Consider the following 25,082-nt stretch of genomic DNA (forward strand, 5'->3'; position numbering starts at 1 on the left):
TGTCATTAGTCAGTTGCTAGCAATGCCCAATTCCCCAATGCCCCATTCCCAATTCCCCATTCCCAATTCCCAATTCCCCATTCCCCATTCCCAATTCCCCATTCCCAATGACTACTGACTAATGACTAATGACTAATTACCATTCATCGTTTCGTTTGTTGTTGTAAGTTTCCCAATCGTCGCCTGGGTGCTGATACAATGGTTCTGGTTCCACTTCGGCTGATATTTCTAATTCGGGTTCCGATTCTTGTTGCTGATAAATGTTCAGAGGTTCGACAACGCGGGCGATCGCATCTTTGACAAATGCTTTGACAAACTCGTCTTTCCGGTTTAACTGAAACTGTCTTTGCACGACTTCGGTGATGCCGCCGTCGCCCCAATCTTGGTCGTGGCGAAAATATTCAATAAAACTTTTTCCGGCAATTCTGGTTAAATAAGCGGCGCTGACTGCTTGAATTGCTTTGCCAAAAACAAACCCGGCTACGCTTAATTGCAAGGCTCTGGATACTATTTGAATTACGCCTTCAACTATTCCCAAACTTGCCAGAGTTTTGGCCAGAGACAATGCCAATTCTTTGGCGCGATCGATATTTATTTCGCAGCCGTAAATCTTGGCAATTTCTACTACCATTTGAGCGTTAACTGCTGCTGTCGCTAACAAATCTACAACGGGCAAAGGTGTTACGGCAATTACGCCAGCTCCGATCCATTGAAAGCGCTCTACTACTTTATCAGCAGCGCGCCGCCTTTGAGCGTCAATTAACTTGCGCGCTTGCTCTCCCAAGTTCTGAGATTGCAGCAAAATATTGTCGGCAATTAAGTCTTCGCCTTCGGCTCGCAAAATTGCTGCGATGCGCCGAATTAATGGCATCATATCCGGGTCTGGTTGAAATATTGTACCGCTTTCTAGTACAACTTTTTGCGGGTTGGCGCTAATAGCAACTACATCCATTGCTGACACCAAACCTTTGACTCGCTGCCGCAATCTAGTGACAATTTCGTCTCTGTCGCTGTCGGGATAAAGGTCAACTTTATTAAAAACCACGATCGACCTTTTGCCAATTTCTGCCAAAGTCCGCAGCGGTTCGTACTCAGATTTACGCAAATCGCCGTCCAAAACAAATAAGATCAAATCGGCCCGGGCCGCCAACTGACGCGCCAATTCCTCTCTATATGTTCCCGCTACTCCCGCTTCCAAGATGCCGGGGGTATCAGTAATTGCTAATTCTCGATCGATTCCTTTCAATGAAAGAGTGTAAGTTTCTCCAACTTCGGTAGTTCCCATCGGCGCGCCCACCTGTCCCGCCATCCGCCCCACCAGCGCATTGACAGCGGAAGTTTTGCCCGCAGAACCGGTGCCGAAAACCACGATCCGAACATTGCCGCGGGCCATGCTAGCTTCAATTTCGCGGGCTCTCAACAGCAAAGCTTGCCGCGCTACTTCATCTTGAATGCGATCGACTTGCTGCCGAATCGCTTTAAGATTTTCCGAAGCAGCTTCACTTTTGACAACAGGAACCTTCGGATTAATCGCTTGTTTTCCCTTAACTTTTCCCGGGCGTTGCAGCAGCCTAAAATAGTAAAAAAGGGCAAAAATTAGGATTCCCAAAAGTACAATTATCAGAAAAATCAGCAAATTAGCCAACAGCCCAGAACTAGACCACGCAACTTGAGTGTAAAGCCCTGTTAAGGAACTAACCAGCCCAATAATCAGCCCCAGGGTGAGGCAGAAAGCAGCAATTAAGGTTAACAGGCGCGGCAAAGGCATGAGGAGAGCGGCAAATAAAAGGGTTATGCTTTGATTTTTACATTACTTCGATTGCGATCGGTCATTGCAAATCTCAAATCTCAAATATTGAAGCGCCCGTTAGCGAAGCTTGCAGAAGAGGATCGTACTGCGCGAGCCCGCAAATCCCGATTTACGGGGATTTGAGTGCCAGCGGGACGGACAAGTGCGATCCTCTTCTGCAAGCTTCGCTAACGCCCTCTTGCTGTAATTGTAGCTTGCACGATAACTTAGCTACAGCTTATCACCTGCCCGAACTGCAGACTGGTTTATTTGCATCTACCTACTTATTTACGCGCTGATTTATTCGATCGCCAGTTTAGCAATACTTTTTTATTAACAAACAAATGTGACATTAAGTACACAGAAACCAGGTTTTTTTACGCCAGTGCCTCCTGGAAGCTCCGAAACCGGAAACGAGAAACCAAGTTTATTCAGCCGGCTCTTAGCCTCTTTATTCACAAAAATTATCACATCAAATATCAATGTGGAACCTTCTAATCATCCGCGAGTTAAGTTAGACTCAATTATCAGTGCGTGAATTATTCACAGGTTCGCATCTATGCAGCTCAAACATCACAACCAGGTTTCAGCTTTTAAATAAGTTGCAGGTGGCTTTACTGCGGACGCAAAATAGCCAACAGCGGTTGATTTATTGGCTCGAACAGCCAGAAGAATTTGACAAGAAATACCAAGAGCTACAAAATAGTATCTACAGTTTAAAGTTGTCGCTATCTGAAGTAAAAAATCAGAAAAAGATGGAGCAGGCAGTAGGTTTACAGGAATTGATAAAAAATTACTATTCGCTCCTGTCTAATTATATTCAGCAACTATAAATAGTTAACGCTCAACTCAGTAACTTGCCAGATTTGCCTGATAGAAAAAGTGTTAAACGCAAGTTGCTGTCGAATTTCCAGCTAGATAAAAATGGGCAGGAATTAGATAAGGCGACCAATGATTTAGCAGAAATAATTGATCGCGCCGCATTGCAAGAAGATGCAGCACGGGAAGCCCTGCTGCGAGCGCAGACGCTGCGAGTGCAAATAATTTTTGGTAGCATGGTACTGTCGATCGTAGTTGCAGCACTGCTGGGAAGCTTCACCAGTCGGGCGATCGGCAAACCCCTCGCCGCTGTAACTAAAATAGCTCAGCGAGTCACAGAAGAATCTAATTTTCAGTTGCAAGTACCAGTTACCAGCACCGATGAAGTAGGAGTATTAGCAGATTCGTTCAACCAACTGATTCAGAAAGTAAATCACTTGCTAGAAGAATTGAAAGCAAAACAGCAAAGTCAGATACTTCAAAATGAGAAAATGGCAACTTTGGGGCGGATGCTGGCCGGTGTTGCTCACGAAGTTAACAACCCAATCAATTTTATCTATGCCAACATCGAGCCCGCCAAAAATTACGTTGAAGATATTTTAGATTTGCTCAAAACTTACGAAACAGAAATCCCCAACCCGCCTCCTGCTGTAAGCGCGAAAGCAGAAGAAATAGACATCGATTTTCTTCAAGAAGATTTGATAAAAATATTTAACTCAATGCAAGTCGGTGTCGAAAGAGCCAAAGCCATTATTTTAAGTTTGAAATATTTTTCTCGTCTCGACGATCCAGCGCCTGGGCCAGTCGATTTGCACGCCTGCATAGACAGCAGTTTGCTGATTCTCAACAGCCGGATCAAACAGGGCGTTGAAGTGGTACGCAATTACGGGGAACTTCCGACTGTTGAAGGCTATATGGGTTTGCTTTACCAGGTGTTTGTCAACGTTCTCAACAATGCGCTAGATGCTGTAGAAGAGAAAGCAAAACTTGAAAAAACTCGCTCTCAGGAGGCGAATCTAGAATCGGGTTCGGAGTCAAAAAAACCGGATAAATCGAGTTGTTCGCCGCGGATTGCGATCGCTACAGAATACTTGGACGACGACTCAGTGGTAGTGCGAATTTCCGATAACGGTACGGGAATACCTGCGGCCAGTCAAGAAAAAATGTTTGAAACGTTCTTTACGACTAAACCGAGGGGTGTAGGTACTGGTTTGGGATTGGCAATCTGCCGCGAAATTATTGTCAAGAAACACGGCGGGACGATTAATTTTTGGTCGGAGATGGGAACGGGTACGGAATTTGCGATCGCCCTGCCGATTAAACATTATTAGTCATTAGTCATTAGTCATTAGTCAGTAGTCATTAGTCAGTAGGGGCGATGCCCCTGTGCCCGCCCTCTTCGTAGTCAGTAGTCAGTAGTCATTAGTCATTATTTATAGCAGCCCTAAATCAGCAGCAAAATCGATTTAGACCCGAATCTTTGTAGTGCAAGTATCTTGCTTGCGTAGGACTTTTCAAATTTTTTAGGATTGCTATAGCAGTCATTAGTTATTGGGAATTGGGTTAACCTGTCAATAATTGCCTCAAACCAACAATAAGCGTAAACCCGTCTCGGTCGAATATTATAAGTAACTACCAGAACTTGATATAAGTTCTGTAATTGGTAATTTTGCAACTGGTGATGGGTTAATCTAGAGTGGAACAACTACAGCAAAGAGCGAAAATCATGGGACTATTTGACCAAATTTTGAACGCGATCGACAATCCCAACCAACAAGCCAGTCCCAATCAGTTGGGCAACATTCTGGGTGCGGTACAGCAGTTGAGCGGCAGCCAGGGCGTGGATGCGGGCACGACTCAGTTGGCGATGTCGGTTTTGGGCGGACACGTGCGATCGGCATTGCAAGACGTGCGATCGAACTCAGGAGAAGCACAAGCTCAACAAGTTGTCAACCAATTTAGCGGCACAAATCCCAATCCGCAAGCAGTGCAAAGTTTGTTTGGAAACAACCAGTTAGCTCAAATAATTCAGGATATCGCCCAAAGAACCGGTTTGAATAACACCACAGTCCAAGCAATGATACCTGTTTTGGTGCCGCTCCTGCTGAATTTGCTGCAAACCGGCGGCAACTCTCAAAATCCAGCCCAAGGCCAAAATCCCGTTTTGCATACGTTTTTAGATGCCGATGGAGACGGCGACGTAGATATTGCTGACGCAATGTCGATGGCCAGCCGCTTTCTGAATCAGCGCAGTTAATTTGGGATGTTTGTAACCGCAGATATCAGCGGTTACAAAAACTCCTACTTTAACCCAAACCCAAATCAGTCACAGCACCGACACTGCTAGAAGAAACCAACTTAGCGTATTTAGCCAAAACGCCCTTAGTATAGCGAGGTTTAGGAGGCTGCCAAAGAGCCCTGCGCTGCTCCAATTCTGCATCAGCAACATTAAGCTGTAACAACCGATTCTTAGCATCGATCGTAATTGAATCGCCCTCATTTACCAAAGCAATTGTGCCGCCAACTTGCGCCTCGGGCGCAACGTGACCCACCACCATGCCGTAAGTCCCGCCCGAGAAGCGACCGTCAGTAATTAACCCGACAGAATCGCCCAAACCTGCGCCAATAATTGCCGAAGTTGGTGCTAACATTTCGCGCATTCCCGGCCCGCCTTTGGGCCCTTCGTAGCGGACGACAATCACGTCTCCGGCTTGAATTTTGCCGGCTAAGATTGCATCCAAACAATTTTCTTCAGATTCAAATACTCGCGCCGGACCAGTAATTTGTGTTTTTTTAATGCCGGTAATTTTAGCAACGGCTCCTTCTGTTGCCAGATTTCCCCGCAGAATTGCTAAATGTCCTTGGGCGTACATCGGGTTGTTCCAAGGGCGAATTACATCTTGGTCGGTGCGGGGTTCGAGTGGAATATCTGCCAACACTTCAGCAATAGTTTGTCCGGTAATTGTCAGCGCGTCGCCGTGCAGCAAACCTTGTTCCAAAAGCATTTTCATTACTTGCGGAATGCCGCCGGCTTTGTGCAAATCGGTTGCTACGTATTTGCCGCTTGGTTTGAGGTCGCACAGCACCGGCACTTTGGCTCGAATTGTTTCAAAATCGTCGAGAGCAAGTTCAACGCCGATCGCATTTGAAATGGCCAATAAATGCAGCACAGCGTTGGTTGAACCGCCGATCGCCATAATTACCGCGATCGCATTTTCAAAAGCTTTGCGAGTTAAAATCTGGCTGGGTAACAACTGTTGGCGAATCGCCTCTACTACAACTTTTGCAGATTCGGCCGCGCTGTCAGCTTTTTCGGCATCCTCAGCAGCCATTGTCGAAGAATAGGGCAAGCTCATCCCCATTGCTTCAAAAGCGCTCGACATCGTATTTGCCGTGAACATTCCGCCACAAGAACCGGCACCCGGACAAGCTTTATGTTCCACTGCATTCAGTTCTGCTTCGTCAATTTTGCCCGCGCTAAATTGACCAACAGCTTCAAAAGCGCTGACCACGGTTAAATCTCGTCCGTTGTGGTGTCCGGGTTTGATCGTGCCGCCGTAGACAAAAATAGCAGGAATGTTCATCCGGGCGATCGCAATCATCGCCCCCGGCATATTCTTGTCGCAGCCGCCCACAGCCAGTACACCGTCCATACTTTGGCCATTGCAAACAGTTTCTATCGAATCAGCAATTACATCTCTCGACACCAGAGAATATTTCATCCCTTGAGTTCCCATCGAGATCCCGTCGCTGATCGTAATCGTACCGAACATCTGCGGCATCGCCCCAGCTTCCCGCGCAGCCGAAATAGCCCGCAAAGCCAGGTCGTTCAATCCCATATTGCAGGGCGTAATCGTGCTGTACCCGTTAGCAATGCCCACAATGGGCTTAGTGAAATCGGCATCGCCAAAACCGACGGCCCGCAACATTGCTCGGTTGGGCGCGCGCTGTACGCCTCCAGTCACAGCTTGGCTTCTCAAATTTTCAGGCATTCTCAAACATCCTTTATCAGTGGTGGGAAAAGCAGTCAGCCGTCAGTTGCTCTCATACCAGTTTCCCAAAAACAATACAACTGTATACAAGCCCTAAACCTATATCCAGTCAGTCATTCGCATCTCTCATTTCAAATTTAAAATCTGAAATAGTCTTGACTGCTGACTGCTGATATATTTACCTTATTTTTGATTCTCTCAGAATCGCTGACATTTGTGAGGCCCTATAGAATAGATTCGCACAGCAGTGCCAGGAAAGCAGAGTGCAAAGATTCTACCGATACTGCACCGTGCAAGGTGAATACCGTGGTTATCTGGGATGATGTGGTAAAACCCATCACTCTAACGTTTGAAAAAAAATTGCGAGGCGAATGACATGGAGGCCGATCAAATTTTGAGGCAATATGCGGCCGGAGAAAGAATTTTTCGAGAGATTAACCTCGCCGGTGCCGACTTAAAAGGGGTAAACCTGAGCGAGGCTAATTTTACCAGAGGGAATTTCCAAGACGCCAATCTCAAAGGCGCTAACCTGACGGGAACGAACTTGCGCGAGGTGAAATTGGGAGGGGTGGACATGACGGAAGCCAACCTCAGCGAAGCAAATCTGATCGGTACTGATTTGAGCGGGGCCAATCTCAGCGGGGCTAACCTGATGGGAGCCAACCTGCGCGGCTCAATGGCCAGAGAAGTCAACATGAGCAAGGCTAACTTGACGGAAGCTAATTTGACCGAAGCTAACTTTACCGAAGGGAATTTGTTTGCTGCCAACTTAACCAACGCTAGCATGATTCGCACTAATTTGATGAAGGCAAATTTGAGTTGGTCAACTCTCAAAGCGGTAAACCTGACAAATGCTATCCTCAGCGAATCGCTGTTAGAAAGAGCTAACCTGACTCAGGCAATTCTGAGCGGGGCAATGCTGAGCGGGGCAAACCTGACTGGTGCAGACTTGCGCCAAGTAACGATGGTTGGAGCTAATCTGAGCAATGCTAATCTGAGCAATGCTAATTTGAGAGTTGCCAATGTGAGTTGGTCAACCCTGCGCGGGGCTAACTTGAGCGGTGCTAATTTGTACCGGGCCAAGCTGTGCTGGTCTAATTTTAGCGGGGCTGTTTTGATCGAAGCGGTTTTGATTGATGCTAATCTCAATCGAACGAACTTCCGCGATGCAGATTTGAGGCGGGCAATTATGCCAGACGGCACAACTAATGATTCTTAAAATTTGATTGTTAACTGTTGACTGTTGACTGTTGACTGGGGAATTGTTGACTGTTGACTGTTGACTGTTGACTGCTGACTACTGACTGCGGACTAATGACTAATGACTAATGAGTATCACTGAATTATTGATTTTGGGTGCATCCGGACTTTTTGCCGGAATTCTAGCGGGATTTTTGGGTATCGGTGGCGGTACGGTGCTGGTGCCTTTGTTGGTGGCTCTCAATTACGCCCCGGTGCAAGCGGTTGCTACTAGCGGTTTGTCGATCGTCATTACAGCTCTTTCTGGTAGCATCCAGAATTGGCGGATGGGCTATCTCAGTTTGAGTCAAGTCGCAGGCATCGGATTTCCCGCCGTCATCACCGCACAAATCGGTGCTTATTTTGCTGGAATATTTCCACCTTATTTATTGTTAGTTTGTTTTGGATTGTTGTTATGGATAAATATTTATTTAATTGAAGTTCGCAAGCGCCTGACAGCTAAGAAGAAAGCGGAAGTAGAACAAGGGGAACAACCAGAAAATGCTCAGTTATTAATTACAGATCGCGAATTACCCAAGAATTCAAATATTTTATACAATCCAACTTTTGCTAAAATTGCAACTGGCAGTGCAGCGGGTTTATTAGCGGGTTTGTTCGGGGTAGGCGGCGGCGTAATTATGGTTCCCCTGCAAATTTTGCTGTTAGGGGAAAGCATTAAAACGGCTATTCAAACCAGCTTGGGAGTCATCGTGATTACGGCAATTTCGGCGACGGCGGGACACGCGGCGCGCGGGAATGTTTTGTGGGTTGTGGGGTTGATTCTGGGCGGCGGCGGTTTGTTGGGAGCGCAAATCAGCACCCGGTTTTTGCCGAGATTGCCCGATCGCACTATTAGTTTAGCTTTTCGATCGCTCTTGGCAATTCTCTCGATTTATATTTTCTGGCAAGCTTGGCAAAAATTTAGTCATGGGTAATGACTGTTGGCTGCTGACTGTTAACTGTTAGTTGTTAGTTGTTATTTGTTAGTTGTTATTGGGAATTGAGAATTGGAAATTGGAAATTCGTAGCAACTAACCAATAACCAATAGCAAACAACCAATAACAACTAACCAATAACCAATAACCAATAACCAATAACAACTAACCAATAACTAATGACTAATGACTGTTGACTACTGACTACTGACTGAGTTTCTTGATGGCGCGAGTCAGACGCTGTAAATAAGGCTTGACAATTTCTTGATTTTGCTGCTGCAATTGGGAAACTTGCTGCTGCAAATGCTGAATCTCGGTTTGGAGTGTGGCTGCGTCTATTGTCGGTCGATCGAGCAAATCCTGCAATTGTTTCACAGAGCCTTGAATTTCATTCAAATCTACTTGGGTGGATTGCTCCTGCAACTGAGCTGTAATAGTTTTCACCTCAGTTAACTTTTCGTCCATCAATAAAAATCGGACGTTGACATTTCCCCAATCATGCTCTGTGAGGGCGCTATTTTCCAAAAACCCGAGTTTTTGCTGCAAATCCGACAGGATGGCGTAGAGTTCATCAGAATCGGCAGGTAGCGCCTGCGCTTGGCGTTCGAGGGATGCTACGGCAGCTTGCAACTCGGCGATGGCGCTCGATTCCAAGCCGAGGAGTTTTTGTTTCAAGTCGGAGACGGCGGTGTAGAGTTCCGCAGGTTCTCCAGGTAGAAGCTGAATTTGCCGCGATCGACCTTCTGCTGCGGCCTGTAGCTCCGCGAGCGCAGAATTTGCCTTTAGTTGCATTTGTTGCTCGAAACGCTGGCGATTGGCGATATTCAGCGATATGGCTGCGGTTAAGGGGGCTGCCGCGTAGAGAATTTGCCCTGACAATCCCGCAGCAATCGTGCCAATCGCTGAACCGGCAACAGAGGCGTACTCTGCCAATTCTAGCCAATCCGGCTGGTTCGTGGAATTTTTCAAAGCTGGGAATGATGCTTTTTCAATTTTCTGCATAGCCTTTTAGTCGTAGTCTGATAGATGGCGATAGGGACATGATAAAAGCGATCGGCAAATAAATCTGGGCTCTTTGTCAAATTTTCGGGATTGTCAGAGGTTTATTGACACTGGTTTCAACAAAGAATCCAACTTTCGCGAAGTTCCCAACCCGCTGGCTGAGTATATCTTCCCCAATCTCCAATCTAACATCTCAAATCCTGTGACTTCTGCCGAAGGCCGACGGATGAGCGTGAGTGTCCTCAAAGCGGCCGCTGTCGGGTAAAATGCAGAATGCGCGGCTGTCTGTCAGGAGTATATATAAAATGGGTCTCAAGATTATTCAAAGCTACGATAACAGTTTTGTCCTCGAACCGAATGCTAAAGCTGCACTGTTCGGTTTGTTAACGGGTGAAAACTTTCTCCAACAAGTAGCGGTGCAATTGCAGTGTTCGCGGATTGAGTTTGCTGAGTTACTTTTTGTGCCAGTACCCTACAGTAGCGACACGCCGAAGGGAATGCCTGCTGAATTTGAAAAGTATCACGAATCGATCGATTTTGCGATCGTCAACGTCCCGCCCAATTTCATGTTCCAAGCCAAAATATTTAAACCCAGCCGCCTCTGTGCCGTTTATCGCGTTTTTAAGAGTTAGGTAAAGGTGGGTTAATTTGTGGTTTAATCTAAAATCTAAAATCTAAAATCTAAAATCTAAAATCGGATGACAGAAGACATTCACCCTCTCGCCAGCTTAGAATTCTTTCCGTACATTGACTCAGAGGGAAAATTGCCCGAGTTTGTTCAGGGAAAAATCGGCGTTTATGCAATTTTTGACAGCGAGAAAGTGCTGCAATTTGTCGGCTATTCTCGCGATACTTACCTCAGCCTGAAACAGCATTTGGTACGCCAAACCGAATATTGCTATTGGTTGAAAGTTCAAATTATAGATCGACCCAGCCGCACTATACTAGAAAACATCCGATCGAGTTGGATTGCTGAAAACGGCTCGCAGCCGGAGGGTAACGGTGCGGGTGCGGCCAAGTGGAACGATCCCATCGACACCAAAACTGTGATGACGGCCCAAGAAGTGGCAAATTATGAAGGTATTGTCGCCGATGAACTTGCTAAAGATAAATTGCTAAAAAATGTAGCGCGCCGGGTGGAAAATGAAATTTTATCGCTGCTCAAAGCTCGCGGTGTAACTGAAGAAATCCGGTTTAATCCCAAGTTGAAAACTAGCGGATTGCTGGATTTAAAGTAATCTTATTCTGTTCTCTGCATCTGCGTGCATCAGCGTCTATCAATTGTCATCTGCGGTTCAGAAATTATCTTTTTTTTTACCGCAGATACGGACAGATGAACGCAGATGAACGCAGATGAATGAGATTGATTTTGGTGGAAGATGATTCGGTGGTTGTTGAGTGGATTTGACAATAGGGAATCTGCGTGAATCGGCGTTTATCAATTGTCATCTGCGGTTGCAAAATTATCTTTTTTTTTACCGCAGATACGGGCAGATGAACGCAGATTCACGCAGATGAATGAGATTGATTTTAGTGGCAGATGATATCATTTCCGTTAGCATCGTCCTGTATTCATTTCTCTCTGATCTCTCTGTGTTCTCTGTGTTCTAGTAAGGTTAAATCATTCCGATGCAACCGGAAACGATATGAATCGGTGGTTGTTGAGTGGATTTGACAATAGGGAAATGATATTATTTGTGGGTTCGATCGACCTTACTGCGAATTTGTTAACTTTGCTAAAACGGCGGCGAATCGAGCCGGATCGATCGGCTTTGCTAAATGTTCGTCGTAACCGGCCGCGATCGCCCGATCTCGGTCTTGTTGGCTAGCATAAGCTGTCAGCGCTACCGCCGGCAAGCGCTTGATTTTGTCAGATTCGGACGATCGCACTTTGCCGATCAGCGAGTAGCCGTCCTCAACGGGCATCCCGATGTCGCTGACTAGAATATCCGGCGGCGACTGCTGCAAAATGTCGATCGCCTCGTCAGCCGAAGCAGCGGCTGTCGCCTGCGCCCCCCACTGTTCGAGGGCCACAATCAAAAACTCCCGGTTGTCGGGTTCGTCGTCAACAACTAACACTTTTAAACCGGCCAACATCGCCGCCGGACGCATTTGAGGGGCTTTCTTTTCCTCTCTCAACTGTCGCTGCTGACGGCTCCGCTGTTTGAGCGGCAGCATGACGGTGAATGTCGCACCCCTGTCTTTACCTGGACTTTCGGCGCTTACAGTGCCGCCGTGGAGTTCCACCAAGTGCCGGACGATCGCCAATCCCAGTCCCAAACCGCTGTCAGCCCTTGTAATTGAGCCGTCTGCTTGTCGGAAGCGATCGAACACGTAGGGCAGAAACTCGGCAGAAATGCCTTTTCCGGTATCGCTGACACTAATTTGCAGGTAATTGGGCGATGGGGAATCAGCCACAGCTAGCGCCGACAAACGCAGTTTCACGGTTCCGCCCGCTGGCGTAAACTTGACGGCGTTTGTCAGCAAATTCGAGACTACCTGCTGCAACCTCTGGTTATCGCCCCACATCAAACTGACTGCGGGGTCTAATTCAGAAGAAACCGTGACAGACTTAGCCTGGGCGGCGAACATGACTGAACTCAGAGCAATTTCGATCGTCTTTGACATGACGAACCAGCCGGGTTTGATCGCTAGCTTGCCTTGAATAATCCGGGAAACGTCGAGCAAATCTTCGACTAGCTGCGCCTGTACCCTTGACTGACGCTCGATCGCTTCCAAACCGCAAGCTAAAGAATTTTCCGTGTACGGGCGGCTGCGGAGTATCTGCGCCCAGCCCAGAATCGCGTTGAGAGGCGTGCGGAGTTCGTGGGAAAGCGTGGCGAGAAACTCGTCTTTCAGGCCGTTGATGGCTTCTGCTTGGGCCCTGGCTGCTTGTTCGCGATCGAGCAACTGAGCGAGTTCTGCCTCGACTTGCTTGCGATCGCTGATGTCGGCGACGATCGACATACAGTTTATGTTGCCTTTAGCGTCGCGGACTGGAGTTGCCCACAAACCGATGTCGATCGAGGTACCGTCTTTCCGTTGGCGCTGGGTTTCCATGCCCGCGATCGCCTTTCCTTGACTAATTTTTTGCAACTTAGCGCTGAATTCCTCCCGCTTGTCTGCGGGAATGGAGGGCAAAAATTGACCTGTCACCTCTGATTCTGACCAGCCAAAAATCCTCTCGGCGGCTGGGTTCCACATTTTCACAATCCCGTCGTCGGCGCTAACAACGGTAATTCCTAGGGGACAAGCTTGGATCAAAGCTTCCAAAGTTTGGTTGGTTTCCGATCGCGCTGCTTCTGCTTGTTTGCGATCGGTGATATCCACGTTCACCCCGATCGCCCGCTGGGGCAAACCCCGGTCGTTCTGAAACACCTTAGCCCTGCAAGCAATCCAGCCGACGCTGCTGTCTGGGCGGCAGATGCGGAACTCAATGTTTAATTCTTCCCCGGATGCTGCGGCCGCCTGCAACTGCTGTTGAGTGAAAGCGCGATCGTCTGGATGCACCATTGCCAGCAAATTCTGATAGCTGCTGTCGAAACCGCCGACTGGTAGTCCGTACAAAGCCTCTAACTCCGGCGTACACGCGAGTTCGTCGGTTTCGACGTTCCATTCAAAAGTTCCGATTTTGCCTGCTTGCTGAGCGATTTGCAGCCGTTCTTGATTGTTTTTGAGTTCTGCTTCCACTCGGGAGACTTCGGTCAAGTCGATGTAAAATGCGACGATCGTCTCTGGTTCGCCCTTGTCCGGGCACAAAGTCGTCCCGCCCATCAGCAGCGGCACGCGGCTGCCGTCTTTGCGGATGTACTCTTTCTTGAAAGGAGTTGCGACTCCCGATGCCCGCAGTTCCCCGGCCGCCTTGGCGTCGAGGTGCAGGTATTCGGAGGGGGTCATCCTGTCCCAGCGCATTTGACCCGAGAGCAAGTCCGATCGGGTGTAGCCCACCATGTTCAGCAGGCAGTCGTTGGCGTAGGCGATGCGGCCGCTAAAATCTCCGATCGCAACTCCGAAAATATTGGAATCTAACAGCCTCCGAAATAAAGCTTCGCTTTGCTGGATTACCCGTTTTGCTTGGTTGCGATCGGTGATTTCGGCAACTACGCTGCTGACACCCAACAGCGTTCCCCATTCATCGCACACGGGGTAAAAGCTGACTTGCCAATCCCGCACAACTCCCGGCTGTTGAAGGGTTGCGGCCTTAAGTTCCAAGTCGAGCACGGGGGTTTGCGTAGCGAGCACTTGGCGGTAAATCGGCTCTACCAGATCGGCAAGTTCCGGTATCGCTTCTCTGACGGTGCGCCCGAGGTGCTCGGCGATCGATCGGCCGTTGATCTGAGCGAGGCATTCGTTCATGCGGATGTAGCGCAAATTGGTATCGACAAAGCACAGCCCGACTGGTGTGGTGTTGTAAACTAAGTCGAGTTCTGCTAGTTGGCGGCGAATGCGTGTTTCGTTTTCTCGGATCTGGTTTTGGGCTTGTTTGCGATCGGTGATATCGAACACGAAGAACGATCCTTTGTCTGTGGATCCTTCCAAAATTCCGGCACCGATAAAAATTGGGAAGCGCGTCCCATCTTTGCGGATGAATTCTTTTTCATAAGGCTCGCAACTTCCTGCGGCTGCGACTTGCGCTACAGCGACGCGATCGAGTTCTGCATATTCCGGCGGCGTGAGATCCAGCCAGCGGATCTGTCCCGAAACTAACTCTGCTCTGGTATATCCGATCATTTCCAAGAAAGCGTCGTTAGCTTCAGTAATTTGACCGCCCGCATCCCAGAAACCGATGCCCATCATGTTAGATTCTACCACGCTGCGGAAGCGTTTTTCGCTTTCTTTCAAAGCTATTTCGGTTTGTTTTGCCGCGGTAATATCTGCGAGAATTATACCCGCGCCGATGATTTCTCCCCTTTCATTTTTGACTGGGTAGTAGTTGGCGAGCCAATAGCCGAACTCTCCTTGTTTTCCACGATTTTCGCCGCTAATTTCTACGTTTAAAACCGATTCGCCGGAGTCGAGAACTTGCTGAATTATTAATGCAAATTTGGGGGCAGATTCTGGGAACAATTGGCGGAAGTCTTTACCGAGATGCTGCGCGGCAGACAAACCGTTGAGTTCTGCTAACACTTGATTGATGCGGATGAAGCGCATTTCGCGATCGAGAAAGCAAATCGCCAGGGGAGATGCTTCTAGGAGCGAGTCAATTAAGGCAAACGATTGCGCTGTTTGAGATAGTGCTTGTTGCGCTTCTGCATAAAGTCTGGCATTGTCTAGGGCAAAAGCGACATGGTATGCTAAATCTTCTAACATTGCCATGTCTTGGGAATTGTAGCGACTACCAGATTTAGATGTAAAGCAGGTAACAGCACCCATTACCCGCCCGCGGGCTAAGATCGGTACACAAGCGTGGGAGCCGAGATCGAGCGAGCGCAATGTTTCCATTTCTGCTGTATCTTCGGCTGCTGCTGCTAAAATCTCCTCATCCACTTCGGCAATTAGTTCCGATTTTCCGGTGCGAATTACCAGCGGATAGCCATTAACAGCATCAGGGGCGATCGGACTACGGATTGTCAACTTATTCAGAATATCAACCGCAGAGGCTTGGGCGTGAGCTACAGCTGCGAGGCGCACTTTTGAGTCGGTTTCGATCAAATGAATGCAGCACCCGTCAGCGATCGAATTTACTGCTAATTCTGCGACCTTTTGCAGCACCGTTTCCCCGTCAAATGTAGCAGTCAGGATTTTGCTCGCTTCTGCTAAAAATGCCGCTCGCTGCTGTTCTTTTTCCGCTTTTTCTCGAGCTGCTAGCTCGATTGTCAACTGCAATCTTTGAGTTTCTGCAACTTTTAGTTCTGTGATATCGCGGGCGACAATCAATGCCGATTCTGGTACGCCCTCTTTGTCAAATTCTGGAACTACGCGAGATTGATAACTTCTGATACCCTCGGTTGATTGCGCCTGAAATTCTATAATTTCTTCTCTACCTGTTTCTAAGACTTTGTGCAGGGTTTCATCCCACATCTGGCACTGTTCTGGCGGCATTCCTAGTTCTTGACTGGTTTTTCCCAGAAAAAATGAAACTGGTTTTCCTTGGCTTCTGGCAACTGCTTGATTGACATAAATATAACGCAGTTCTTTGTCCGTGCGGATAATCATATCTGGCGTATTTTCTAGCAGCGTTCTCAGTTGCTGTTCGCTACTAGACAAAGCTGCTTGCGCTTGTTGTCTTTCGGTGACATCTCGCACAGTGCCCACGTATCCGATGAGTTCGCCGGAGTCGGAGAACATCGGCGAGGAACAAACGTTAATCCAGCGGACAATCTCTTCTGCTGTTTGCAGGCGATATTCGATCGCATATTCCCCACCTTCGCGAGTATAATCCAGCCATCGACTCAATACGCGATCGCAGTCTTCCGGGTGAATGCAATTCTCCCAACCGTTTCCTAAAAGTTCTGCCAAACTCAAGCCAAAAATCGCCTGAGCGCGCGGGTTTGCATAGGTGTAGCGCCCCTCGAAATCCGCCATGAAAATCCCCATCGGCGAACAGGAACTCAAGCAGCGAAATCGTTCTTCTTGAGCTTGCAGTGCTTCTTTCGCTACTGTCAGTTCGGCCGTCCGCTGTTTGACGCGGTTTTCTAGCTCAGTGTAGGATGAAGCTAGGGCTATTTCTGCTGTTTTGCGATCGGTAATATCGATGCCAGTTGCTACCACATATTCTACTAAACCCTCGCCATCGAGCATCACTGTATTAGACCAAGAAATGAAGCGCTGCTCGCCACTTTTAGTTCGCCAATAATTTTGATATTTGCTGTAAAATTTTTCCGAGTTTAGTTTGCTAAAAACTGTTTGCACTGGCTTTATTTCTTCTGGAATTAAGAACAAATCCCAAACATATTTATCCACCACTTCTGCCCTCGAGTAATCGGTGGTTTTTTCGCAAGCTTGGTTGAACCGGACAATCCGTCCTTGGCTGTCAAGAACTACAATCAAGCAAGCCGTCGTGTCAATTACTTTTGAAATAATCTGGCGTTCTATTTCTAGTTCTTGTTCAGCAGACTTTAAGCCGACATACCAAGCGCCAACCATTCCAGCGGCAAAAAGTAATATTGCAGGAGTTGCCTGGAATGCAAAGACTAAGAGAGTTGTTAGCAGTAAGGCCGTGGCCGCGCTAAATGTAGCAATGCTGTAAGATTTAAGGGGTAAGGGCAAGACCTGAAACCGACTCATTTTTGTTAACCTGTAGCGATGGCGCGATCGCACTATTTCTTCTGCTGCTGAAACAATATTGTTAAAATTAATAATAAGATTTGTATATACCAAACCAGATTTGTCTGGGATATGCCATCTTCCCAGAGACAGATTTACGGAAGTCAACAGTCAACAGTCAACAGTCAACAGTCAACAGTCAACAGTCAACAGTCAACAGTCAACACTCATCAGTCAGAAGCAAAATAGAATCTTTTTCCAACTCTCCCTCTCCCCATCTCCCACTCTCCCCCTCTCCCACTCCCCAGTCGCCGCAACCAAGCAATTTAATTGGCAGCAGCTTATGATAGATCGAGGGACAAATTCGATCGGCGCATTTGGGGGAGAAACTTAAGGTGAGTCACAAGCTGGCAAAAATTATCGGATTATTCTTGGCCGCCGCCACAGTCTTTGGATTCATGGGTTACGCGCTTCAAAATCCCAACTCGGTCAGTAACAGTGCGATATCGTCGATCGGCTTTCCCAATCTTACCATCGCAGCCATCCGGGCGATCGACAACAAACGATCCCAAATCTATCTCAACGGAAAGTGGCAATTTGTCCCCGCAGTTGGCAACCTCCAAACCCCCCCCGCCTCCCCAAGCTGGGGCTCCATCTGGGTGCCCGGAGACTGGGAAGAAAAAAACGAATTCGTACCCGGAATCATCACCCGCGGCAGCGGCAAAGATTGGGAAAACTTCAACAGCCATCAACTATCAAAAGCTTGGTATCAACAAACAACCAACATTCCCGACAACTGGAAAAACCGCCGAATTTTTATCGACTTAGCCAGAGTCAGTACCGATGCAGTCATCTTTGTCAACGGCATTAACTGCGGTCAAATCGAATGGCCTTACGGTACTGTTGAAATTACCAAAGCAGCAAAACCAGGTGAAAACACTCTATCTATTTTAGTCGCGGCAGTCTCCGAAGAAAAAGACAAAGCCGTGATTATGAGCCCCACAGAAATTTATACAGCAAAATCCAACCTGCAATCGCGGGGAATCATCGGCGAAGTACGGCTTCTCAGCGTTCCCCCAGGCCCCCTAGTCAGCGACGTATTCGTCCAAACTTCCACCCGAAAAAAGCAAATTAAATTAGATGTCGAACTCAAAGACGTTGCCCAAAACGGTCAAGTTCAACTAATTGCCCAAATGCTCGACGAAAAAGGCAAAATAGAACAAAAATTCACAGGCACTGCCAGCGTTAAAGCCCAACCAATTCAAACAGTAAAAGTGCAGTGGGACTGGAAAAATCCCCGCCTTTGGGATCTAGAAAAACCCAACCTTTACACCCTGCAATTAGAAGTAAAAGGCAGCGGCATCGACACCCAATACAACCAACCTTTCGGCTTCCGCGAATTTTGGATAGAAGGGCGCAAATTTTTCTTAAACGGAACAGAGTTTCGCCTCCGCCCAACCTTGCACTCAGACGGTTCTTGGGAAAGCGGGACAGTAGAAGTTGCTGACAAATTAATTGACAGCTACATGAAATCAGGTTTTAACATAGTAGAAACCTGGCCTTGGGATCACGACGAACGCGGTAGGTGGCACTTTCGAGAACTGCTATCAGAAAGGGCAGACCTCAAAGGTTTTCCAATTATGGCCCCTACTTTAAACGTTACATCTATCGCTTGGAACGGCAAGTGGAAAAACCGCCAGTGGAGAGACCGCTGGAAAGCGCGAATGGCAACAGAAATGCGCCGTTACCGCAATCATCCATCAGTATTAATGTGGGCGACAAGTCCTAACTTTTTTGGCAACAGTGACGACCAAAATCCCCGCCGCATCGGCAAAAAAGAATTAGAAGGAACTCTCAGCGACTGGGACAGCGATCGTTTGCAGGTCAATATTCCTTTAGGAAATGACACCATAGCTGCGATTAAATCAGCCGACCCAACCAGACCCGTGATGGTACACCAAGGCGCAAACTTCGGCGATGTTTATGCGCTGAATTCTTATTTAAACGTGATTCCCTTGCAAGAACGGGAAGAGTGGATTTCTGAGTGGAGAAAAACCGGGGAAATGCCCTACATGGTAGTCGAGTTCGGGACGCCGCTATTCGCAACAATGATGCGAAACCGCCAAGGTTTCGATAAAGTGATTGTCAGCGAACCTTTGATGACTGAGTTTGCGGCAATTTATTTGGGCAATCAGGCTTACGAGTTGGAAAATGCAGCTTATAAAGCTAAAATTCGCGAGCAATTTGTCAAAAATCAGGAGTATAAAAGCTGGCACAATAACAAAGATTTAGATTTTGCACCAGCTTTTCAAAAGTTGCAGCAGTTGTTCAGCACAAATACTTGGCGGAGTTGGCGGACTTTTGGAATGTCTGGGGGAATGATTCCTTGGAGTGACGGACACGGTTGGGAACTTTCCGATGCTGGTAGAAATAAGGTGGATCTTGGCGGATTTCAATCGGGGCGGCGAGGAGTTTATTTGAAGCAAGTTACTAATAAATATTTGAATTATTTGCAGCCACAAGCTTACACTGTTCATCCCGGAGGCGAGGCAATTATGAATAATAATAGCTCGACTTTGGCTTGGATAGCTGGTGCTAATCCGGTATTTACTGCGAAAGACCATAACTTTTTTGCGGGCGGAAAACTAGCCAAGCAAGTAGTGTTAATTAACGATACCAGAACCCCGCAAGAATTTGCGTTTAGTTGGCGAGTTTTGGTGGGGGGGAGCGAAGTTAAAAAAGGCGAGAATAAAGGAGTTATTCAGCCAGCAGGGACGCTGTTCTTCCCTATAGACGTAAAATTGCCAAATACCATTTACGGCAAGACTGAGGGCGAAATTCGCTTGACTGCGCGAGTGGGCGATCGCCCCCATTCCGATACATTTACTTTCCGGGTGTTTGCCAATTCAGCCAAAATCAAAGATGCAGTAGCAATTTTCGATCCGGCGGGCAAAACATCGGCAATGTTAAAACAGCTAGGCCATCAGCTTGTGCCGTGGAACGGTTCGCAAGTTTCATCCCTACTAATTATCGGTAGGGAAGCGTTTTCTAGCGGCGAAAAATTGCCGGGAAGTTTAGAAGATTTTGTCCTCCGAGGCGGCAAAGCAATTATATTTCCCCAGCGCAAGGAATGGCTGGAAAATATGGGTTTCCGGGTGTCTGGCCACATCAGCCGCCGCGCTTATCCAGTTGATAGCAACCATCCCGCAGTTATCGGTTTAGACAGTGAAGATTTGCGGGATTGGACTGGCGAAAGCACGCTGGTGGAAGCTTATCCAGATACGATTCAAACTGCGCCGAGAATGAGTCCGGCAAATATGCCTTGGTACGGCTGGCATTGGGGAAATCGCGGCGGTGTCAGCAGCGCTGCTGTTGAGAAGCCGCACCGCAGCGGTTGGCGGCCTATTTTGGAATCTGAGTTTGATTTAGCTTATTCGCCGCTGATGGAATTGGATTACGGAAAAGGAAGGCTGATTTTAAACGAGTTGGATTTGGAAGACCATTATTCTGCAGATGGTGGGGCGGCGCAGTTAGTCCAACAAATTATGAGTTACGGGATGAATTCTCCGCTGCTTGGAAAGCCGGATAAGGTGGTTTTAATTGGGGGAGATGGAGATGCCCAAAAGCTGGACAGTTTGGGGGTAATTTATCAGCGGGCTAATGCGCTTTCTAATGATGTTGCTTTGACAATTGTGGGGGCTCAAGCGAATCTGAAAGATGCCGATTTGCGGGGTTATTTGAATGCTGGCGGAAAGGCGTTTTTCTTGCCGCGTCAAGTGCCTGTAGCTGGTTTGGGCGTGGGTTTGCAGCAGGCGAAGGATTTCGGGGGTTCGCTGGCGGTTCCGAGTTGGGATGAGGTGAAGGGGCTTAGCAGTTCAGATTTGCGATCGCGCTCTTTTTATGATACTTGGTTGATTAAGTCTGGGGGAGAAATCGGTGGTGACGGTTTGTTAAGTCGCGTACAAGTTGGTAAGGGCGTGGCGATTTTCTCTCAAATTGACCCGGACAGTTTGAATGCTGATACTAAGACTTATTTGCGTTTTACTCGCTGGCGGCAAACTCGGGCAAATGCTCAGATTTTGGCTAATTTAGGGGCAACTTTTAAGGCGGATGGATCTGTGTTTAACGGTTCGAGTCGGGAGTTTTATCACTGGGATTATAAGGCGGATTTTGAGAATGGGGACGATCCTTATCGGTATTATCGATGGTAGGATTTTTTAACCACTTGTTTGTAGTGAGGACTTCAGTCCTCTCTCTGACTGTTAGCAATTAAGGACTAAAGTCCTTACTACAAACCAGTTTTTTTGTGGGTAATCGGCGGGACATAATATCACAGGTCAAAGTGTCGCTTAAAGCGCGGGTCTAGTTTGTCGGTTTTCCTTTGGTTGCATGGGCGGCAGAGGGTTTGCAGGTTGCTGATGTCGTTGCTGCCGCCGCGCCCTAGGGGGATGATATGATCGATCGTCAGTTCTGCTTCTAGTTTGGTTTGGCCGCAGCTTTGGCACTGGTATTTGTTGCGAGTAAATACGTATTTTCTGACTTCGGGTGGAATACGAATTCTAGGGGTTTTAGTCATGAATTGTGCGGTTGATTTTCTTGATTGAGGAGTTGGCGGCGCAAATCGTCGAGGGGTGATTCTGGTTGGCTAGTTTCTAATTGATTGTTTTCTGGTGTTTCTTCAACTTTTGGTTCATCTGGACAAAACTCTATAGTGACATTGAGTTTGAGCTTAATCTTTCCTTTTTTCCAACCCGGAGCACCCACTCTGAGAATTTCACAATCTATACCTTGACTAAACCATTCTTCGTATGACCAATTTTTTTGGGGATGATTGCAAGGAACCTCTATATTTAGGTTTTCTTTTCTTAATAAATCATCAAGTGTTTCTCCTAAATCCCACCCAGAAAAAAGTTTATTTACTGTTTTCTTGAGTTTTTCCATTTTAAGCATTGTCATACCGAAAGATACAGCATCATTATTGTCACAGTTGTGGAAATCAACTTTATTTTTCATATTTTTGCCACCCTCATGTAAGTCCTATTTAATCTACTATTTCTAATTCCAAAGCTACCATTAAACAGCGATTAACGTGGTTTATAGCCTCAGTTGAAAGAGAACCCAGTTTGCGAGTAATCATTGATTTATTTAGGGTAAAAATGGACTCGCATCTAACTACAGACTCCACTCTAATACCAGCTAATGCAATTTCATCTCCTGTTATCAAATATTGAGCCACCCTCAAAGGGCGAGTTGTCTTAGAAGTACAAGGTACAACCATCACATCGTCAAGAATTTGGTTTAGATTATCTGCCGAAATTATCACAGCCGGACGCAGTTTAAACTGTGTTAGCTGACTAGAAGGCATTGGCACTTGAGCCAACACTACATCACCGCGCCGTAAGTTCATCGGCAAATATTTCGTCATAAATGTCATTTTCCGCACTCAGCCAATCTTGATAAGCTTGAGATTCAAGCATCGGTTGAACAGATTCTTTCCCTCTTGTCAAAAACAGCGCGAGGTTGAGAAGTATTGCCAACTTATCATCTGGAAGTTGCTCGATTATTGTTAGAAGTTTTTGCCGAATGTTCATAGAATTAAAGTCGCTCTTTGCTGGCTATTATAGCACATTACTCAAAATCCACCGCAACGCTATTGTTTTCTACAATTACAGGCAACAAATGCTCGTGCAACTTCATCGCCCGCAAACAATCATTAATCCCAGAAACCGCCCGATCGTACTCTTGAATTTTCTCTTCATTCTCATCTTGCAGCCGCCGATTCTTGGCAATTTTCTCCTCAGCTTCCTGTGCTAAAGTTTGTTCCAAATAATCGCGGGCTTGGCTGTATTTCTGCAAAATATCATCAGCTTGCTGTTCCGCCATCGGTAACAAATGCTCTTTCAGCGTTTGGTTGACAGTTTGGCGGAAAGTTTGCCGAATAGTTCTAGATACTTTTGGCTCAAAATCTAGCCGCAACAATTGCCGAATTGCCGGTTGCGCGTCCACCATGTTTTCGCAATCGTAACCTTGAGATGTTTGCTGTAATGTTTCCCGGAATTGGTAAATCGAAAACGTTCCTTCGTCGTAAAAACGGGGACTTTCTCGCACGTAGCGATCGCACTCCACGCCCGCCGCATTCACCAAAGCATTAGAAACCCGCTGCGACAACTCCTCTAACTGCTGTTCAATTCCCCCATCGTTCCCCAACAACCGATAAAGCAATCGATAGTATTCCGACTTGCGAACGCTGTCTTTCAGATACTGGAAATAATTATCAATCAGTGACTTAGTAGCCTCTACTAAAATATCTTCCAACTGATTCGCTAAATAATAAAGCGCTTCCACTAAAACAGCAATTAAAGGTGCTGTAGCATTGCGGGGATGAGTCATCAAAGTGCGTCCGTAAGCCGCCTCTACCGAAAATCCGTCTAACAATTCATCCAAGCGGCGGATCATCCGAGATTGCAGTTGTCGAAAATCAATGTCAAAGATATCGCATTTGTTCATAATCATTTCATTGATTTCTTTGGCGATATGTTCCCGAAAATCTTGTCCAACTTGCTGCAATTCTTGATTTAACCGCAAAAGTTCTTGGGCTTTCATCGCTTCAATTTCGCGGGGCTGGCTGTCCAAACTCCGCTGGATTGTTTGGTATTGTTTCCGCAGTTGAATGCACAAATCTTCTAAATCGTCAGCGAGATTTTTGAACAGTTGCGGGCGCTTTTCTTTGGTGAGATAATCGGTGATGGCTGTGCGAAAATCTTCGATGCCGCTATCTTGAATTAATTGCTGGATTAACGGTTGACCTTGTTCTGCAAGAATCCGCACGTAGTTTTGATTTGGGGTTTCGTAGCTGTTAACTGAAATCCGAAATTGACTAGCAGACAGTTTGCCAGAATTGGCGCAGTAGCGGTTAAATTCGTTGACAAATTGCGGTGTGTCTTGACTATTTTCGCTGTTGTTACCCGAATTTGTGTCTGCATCAAGGCGATCGCGACTTTCGGCAAATATTGTATCCAAACCAAAGCGATCGCGCCCGGTTGTCCCTCTAATTAAACTCCCGTAAAATCCCAGCAATCCGCTGGTTTTATAGACTCTGGTAGTGTCGCGAAAGTCGGAATTAATCAGATTTTCTAAGCGCTGTCGCAGTTGCGTGTTGTACCAAGTTTCGTCAATGCGGTTGAAAATGTAAAACAGCCGATCGCGAATTCCGGGATTCGATCGCGTTTTCTCCATCAACTCCGTCTCTTCCGTCGTCATTTCCCCAGACGACGCAGCCTTCAAGACGCAGACAACCGCCGAAGTATCCGGGCTTTCAATCTTATCGTAGGTCAATTCCGCATCCTGTTTGACAGGCGCATCAATTCCCGGCGTATCGATAATAATATTACCATCTTTCAGCAGCGGATGGTAACAATAATATTCAACTCGCTTCAGCACAGCACTGTTGCTACCGCGCCGCGCATAACTAGCAGCTTCCTTGAGATTGGAAAAATTAAACTGTTCCATCGAATAAGTAGCGTTATCGACAGTTTGGATGCGCTCGCGATTAGCTTCAAAACCTTCTAGCAACAGTATCAAAGCCTTAGCTTGTTTGGCTAGCTCCGATTTATTTTCTCCGCCTTCCTTTTCGATAATTATCAAACATCCCTGAGATAAAATCTTTACTACATCTATGTGATTAATATTGATTTCAGTAGTTAAATTCAACTGCTCGCACAGAGCATAAACTTGAGTCCTAATCTCAACTTCGCTCAAAAAAGTGAGAACAACGCGCTCTTTTTGGGCCGATTCAGCATAGGCGATGTAACACTCAGTACCAGTTGCGTGTCCTTCAGCACTGTAGAGCAATTCTCGCTCCAGCAAAGCATTAATCAGCATCGATTTTCCCGCACTAAAAGCGCCCGCAAACACAATTTCAAATTCAGGAGAAATTGCCTTTTTCAAAGACGCTTGTACCGCCATAATATCTTGTTGTCGCAAAGACGGTTCTTGACGCAGCAGTTGCAGTAAAGTGTCAACTTGCTCTTGCAGATTGTTGCATTGGGGCGGCATTTGAGTCATGGCGGCAGACTGCTCCTGATTGTAGAAAAATTAGC

At 47.0% G+C, this 25,082-nt stretch carries 18 protein-coding genes; 9 read left to right on the plus strand and 9 right to left on the minus strand.

Going from position 1 to position 25,082, the window contains the following annotated elements; all coding sequences use genetic code 11:
- Window positions 1-136: 136 nt before the first annotated feature.
- Window positions 137-1,768 carry a YcjF family protein gene (locus IQ270_RS08230; protein ID WP_193972745.1) on the minus strand — a complete coding sequence of 544 codons (1,632 nt, stop codon included), beginning with the start codon at window positions 1,766-1,768 and terminating at the stop codon, window positions 137-139.
- Window positions 1,769-2,397: 629 nt separating this feature from the next.
- Here IQ270_RS08230 and IQ270_RS30800 point away from each other — a divergent pair.
- The 3 genes from IQ270_RS30800 (at window position 2,398) to IQ270_RS08240 (ending at window position 4,865) form a co-directional block, all read left to right on the plus strand.
- A complete protein-coding gene (locus IQ270_RS30800) occupies window positions 2,398-2,622 on the plus strand; it encodes a hypothetical protein (protein WP_228056168.1) in 225 nt (74 codons plus the stop codon).
- A 24-nt stretch (window positions 2,623-2,646) separates the two neighbouring features.
- On the plus strand, window positions 2,647-3,939 hold the full coding sequence (locus IQ270_RS08235) for a sensor histidine kinase (protein ID WP_228056169.1): 1,293 nt from the start codon (window positions 2,647-2,649) through the stop codon (window positions 3,937-3,939).
- Between the two features lie 395 nt (window positions 3,940-4,334).
- Window positions 4,335-4,865: a DUF937 domain-containing protein gene (locus IQ270_RS08240; protein WP_193972746.1), complete on the plus strand. Its 531-nt coding sequence runs from the start codon at window positions 4,335-4,337 to the stop codon at window positions 4,863-4,865.
- A 49-nt stretch (window positions 4,866-4,914) separates the two neighbouring features.
- Here the strand turns inward: IQ270_RS08240 and ilvD are convergent, their stop codons facing one another.
- On the minus strand, window positions 4,915-6,600 hold the full coding sequence (gene ilvD, locus IQ270_RS08245) for a dihydroxy-acid dehydratase (protein ID WP_193972747.1): 1,686 nt from the start codon (window positions 6,598-6,600) through the stop codon (window positions 4,915-4,917).
- A gap of 376 nt (window positions 6,601-6,976) precedes the next feature.
- On the opposite strand from ilvD, the gene IQ270_RS08250 reads away from it, so the two are divergent.
- Window positions 6,977-7,819 (plus strand): pentapeptide repeat-containing protein, encoded by an 843-nt coding sequence (locus IQ270_RS08250; RefSeq protein WP_193972748.1) that lies wholly within the window; start codon window positions 6,977-6,979, stop codon window positions 7,817-7,819.
- A gap of 109 nt (window positions 7,820-7,928) precedes the next feature.
- Window positions 7,929-8,774 (plus strand): sulfite exporter TauE/SafE family protein, encoded by an 846-nt coding sequence (locus IQ270_RS08255; RefSeq protein WP_193972749.1) that lies wholly within the window; start codon window positions 7,929-7,931, stop codon window positions 8,772-8,774.
- 205 nt (window positions 8,775-8,979) lie between these two features.
- On the opposite strand, the gene IQ270_RS08260 is transcribed toward IQ270_RS08255, so the two are convergent.
- On the minus strand, window positions 8,980-9,777 hold the full coding sequence (locus tag IQ270_RS08260; protein ID WP_193972750.1) for a hypothetical protein: 798 nt from the start codon (window positions 9,775-9,777) through the stop codon (window positions 8,980-8,982).
- A gap of 73 nt (window positions 9,778-9,850) precedes the next feature.
- Here IQ270_RS08260 and IQ270_RS08265 point away from each other — a divergent pair, with 73 nt between their 5' ends.
- The 3 genes from IQ270_RS08265 to IQ270_RS08275 all read left to right on the plus strand — a co-directional run bounded on the left by IQ270_RS08265 (window position 9,851) and on the right by IQ270_RS08275 (window position 11,015).
- Entirely contained in the window at window positions 9,851-10,042 is a 192-nt protein-coding gene (locus tag IQ270_RS08265; RefSeq protein WP_193972751.1) for a hypothetical protein, read from the plus strand.
- Between the two features lie 40 nt (window positions 10,043-10,082).
- Window positions 10,083-10,409 (plus strand): hypothetical protein, encoded by a 327-nt coding sequence (locus IQ270_RS08270; protein ID WP_193972752.1) that lies wholly within the window; start codon window positions 10,083-10,085, stop codon window positions 10,407-10,409.
- A gap of 66 nt (window positions 10,410-10,475) precedes the next feature.
- Window positions 10,476-11,015 (plus strand): GIY-YIG nuclease family protein, encoded by a 540-nt coding sequence (locus IQ270_RS08275; RefSeq protein ID WP_193972753.1) that lies wholly within the window; start codon window positions 10,476-10,478, stop codon window positions 11,013-11,015.
- 475 nt (window positions 11,016-11,490) lie between these two features.
- Here the strand turns inward: IQ270_RS08275 and IQ270_RS08280 are convergent, their stop codons facing one another.
- Window positions 11,491-17,151 (minus strand): PAS domain S-box protein, encoded by a 5,661-nt coding sequence (locus IQ270_RS08280; protein WP_228056170.1) that lies wholly within the window; start codon window positions 17,149-17,151, stop codon window positions 11,491-11,493.
- 227 nt (window positions 17,152-17,378) lie between these two features.
- Between IQ270_RS08280 and IQ270_RS08285 the strand changes: the two genes are divergently transcribed.
- Window positions 17,379-21,194, plus strand: coding sequence for a sugar-binding domain-containing protein (locus IQ270_RS08285; protein ID WP_193972754.1), 3,816 nt, complete (start codon window positions 17,379-17,381; stop codon window positions 21,192-21,194).
- Between the two features lie 119 nt (window positions 21,195-21,313).
- Here the strand turns inward: IQ270_RS08285 and IQ270_RS08290 are convergent, their stop codons facing one another.
- Genes IQ270_RS08290 through IQ270_RS08310 form a run of 5 tightly spaced genes read right to left on the minus strand, consistent with a single transcriptional unit; the run spans window position 21,314 to window position 25,047 of the window.
- A complete protein-coding gene (locus IQ270_RS08290) occupies window positions 21,314-21,559 on the minus strand; it encodes an HNH endonuclease (protein WP_193972755.1) in 246 nt (81 codons plus the stop codon).
- The gene (locus tag IQ270_RS08295) at window positions 21,556-21,996 is read right to left on the minus strand and encodes a KGK domain-containing protein (protein WP_193972756.1); all 441 of its coding nucleotides are present in this window, start codon (window positions 21,994-21,996) and stop codon (window positions 21,556-21,558) included. Before IQ270_RS08295 ends, IQ270_RS08290 begins: the two co-directional genes overlap by 4 nt.
- A gap of 28 nt (window positions 21,997-22,024) precedes the next feature.
- Window positions 22,025-22,408: a type II toxin-antitoxin system PemK/MazF family toxin gene (locus tag IQ270_RS08300; protein ID WP_228056171.1), complete on the minus strand. Its 384-nt coding sequence runs from the start codon at window positions 22,406-22,408 to the stop codon at window positions 22,025-22,027.
- Window positions 22,371-22,574, minus strand: coding sequence for a hypothetical protein (locus IQ270_RS08305; protein ID WP_193972758.1), 204 nt, complete (start codon window positions 22,572-22,574; stop codon window positions 22,371-22,373). The genes IQ270_RS08300 and IQ270_RS08305 overlap by 38 nt, the downstream gene beginning before the upstream one ends.
- Before the next feature lie 37 nt (window positions 22,575-22,611).
- The gene (locus IQ270_RS08310; RefSeq protein WP_193972759.1) at window positions 22,612-25,047 is read right to left on the minus strand and encodes a dynamin-like GTPase family protein; all 2,436 of its coding nucleotides are present in this window, start codon (window positions 25,045-25,047) and stop codon (window positions 22,612-22,614) included.
- Window positions 25,048-25,082 lie beyond the last annotated feature (35 nt).

The sequence above is a fragment of the Microcoleus sp. LEGE 07076 genome, from assembly GCF_015207455.1.
Classification (GTDB): Bacteria; Cyanobacteriota; Cyanobacteriia; order Cyanobacteriales; family Microcoleaceae; genus Microcoleus.

What these genes read in the sequence shown, in the direction of transcription:
- ilvD (WP_193972747.1), bottom strand. Translation starts at nt 6,600, where the DNA reads ATGCCTGAAAATTTGAGAAGCCAAGCTGTGACTGGAGGCGTACAGCGC.
- IQ270_RS08260 (WP_193972750.1), bottom strand. Translation starts at nt 9,777, where the DNA reads ATGCAGAAAATTGAAAAAGCATCATTCCCAGCTTTGAAAAATTCCACG.
- IQ270_RS08250 (WP_193972748.1), top strand. Translation starts at nt 6,977, where the DNA reads ATGGAGGCCGATCAAATTTTGAGGCAATATGCGGCCGGAGAAAGAATT.
- IQ270_RS08255 (WP_193972749.1), top strand. Translation starts at nt 7,929, where the DNA reads ATGAGTATCACTGAATTATTGATTTTGGGTGCATCCGGACTTTTTGCC.
- IQ270_RS08275 (WP_193972753.1), top strand. Translation starts at nt 10,476, where the DNA reads ATGACAGAAGACATTCACCCTCTCGCCAGCTTAGAATTCTTTCCGTAC.
- IQ270_RS08230 (WP_193972745.1), bottom strand. Translation starts at nt 1,768, where the DNA reads ATGCCTTTGCCGCGCCTGTTAACCTTAATTGCTGCTTTCTGCCTCACC.
- IQ270_RS08295 (WP_193972756.1), bottom strand. Translation starts at nt 21,996, where the DNA reads ATGAAAAATAAAGTTGATTTCCACAACTGTGACAATAATGATGCTGTA.
- IQ270_RS08310 (WP_193972759.1), bottom strand. Translation starts at nt 25,047, where the DNA reads ATGACTCAAATGCCGCCCCAATGCAACAATCTGCAAGAGCAAGTTGAC.
- IQ270_RS08300 (WP_228056171.1), bottom strand. Translation starts at nt 22,408, where the DNA reads ATGACGAAATATTTGCCGATGAACTTACGGCGCGGTGATGTAGTGTTG.
- IQ270_RS08290 (WP_193972755.1), bottom strand. Translation starts at nt 21,559, where the DNA reads ATGACTAAAACCCCTAGAATTCGTATTCCACCCGAAGTCAGAAAATAC.
- IQ270_RS08305 (WP_193972758.1), bottom strand. Translation starts at nt 22,574, where the DNA reads ATGAACATTCGGCAAAAACTTCTAACAATAATCGAGCAACTTCCAGAT.
- IQ270_RS08270 (WP_193972752.1), top strand. Translation starts at nt 10,083, where the DNA reads ATGGGTCTCAAGATTATTCAAAGCTACGATAACAGTTTTGTCCTCGAA.
- IQ270_RS08240 (WP_193972746.1), top strand. Translation starts at nt 4,335, where the DNA reads ATGGGACTATTTGACCAAATTTTGAACGCGATCGACAATCCCAACCAA.